Annotated in this window: 1 protein-coding gene; it reads right to left on the reverse strand. The window is 57.5% G+C overall.

Annotated elements, in window-relative coordinates; translation table 11 throughout:
• A partial coding sequence (locus CXR03_RS19075) for a Rieske (2Fe-2S) protein (RefSeq protein WP_146070583.1) occupies window positions 1–381 on the reverse strand: 381 nt, incomplete at its 3' end.
• Between the last annotated feature and the right edge of the window lie 120 nt (window positions 382–501).

The following is a 501-nucleotide window of genomic DNA, read 5'->3' on the forward strand; positions in this document are numbered from 1 at the left end:
GCCCATATGCGGGGCATAGGAGAGCGCGCCATCCAGCTCGTAGGTCCACTGGTGATAGGGACAGACGAGCTTCGATACGACGGTGGCCCCGGCATCCAGGAGACGGGAGCCGCGGTGACGACAGACATTGCGAACGACCCGGATCTCATTGTCGTCATCCCGCAGGAGGATCACGCTGATCTTGCCGATGTCGATAACTACGGCATCGCCCGCCTCAGGCACCTCGCATTCCAGTCCGACATAGATCCAGTGGCGAGCGAAGAAGACGTCGAGATCTGCCTCGAAGACGTCCTCCCGGGTATAGAGCCCGGCCGGAAGCGAATGGCCATTTGCGCGCATGTCGAGAAGCGCGGAAATGGAGGAGGCAAACCTGTTGAGCATAACGCAACCTCATCTGATGATATCAGGATCTTGGCAGGAATAAGCTAGCCTTCAACGGCACAAATCATCAGCCTTGACATAACCTGAGGTAATGAAAGACTCGAGCCAGCGAGGCACCAT

This window comes from Arthrobacter sp. 08Y14 (assembly GCF_002929455.1).
Lineage (GTDB): Bacteria > Actinomycetota > Actinomycetes > Actinomycetales > Micrococcaceae > Arthrobacter_B > Arthrobacter_B sunyaminii.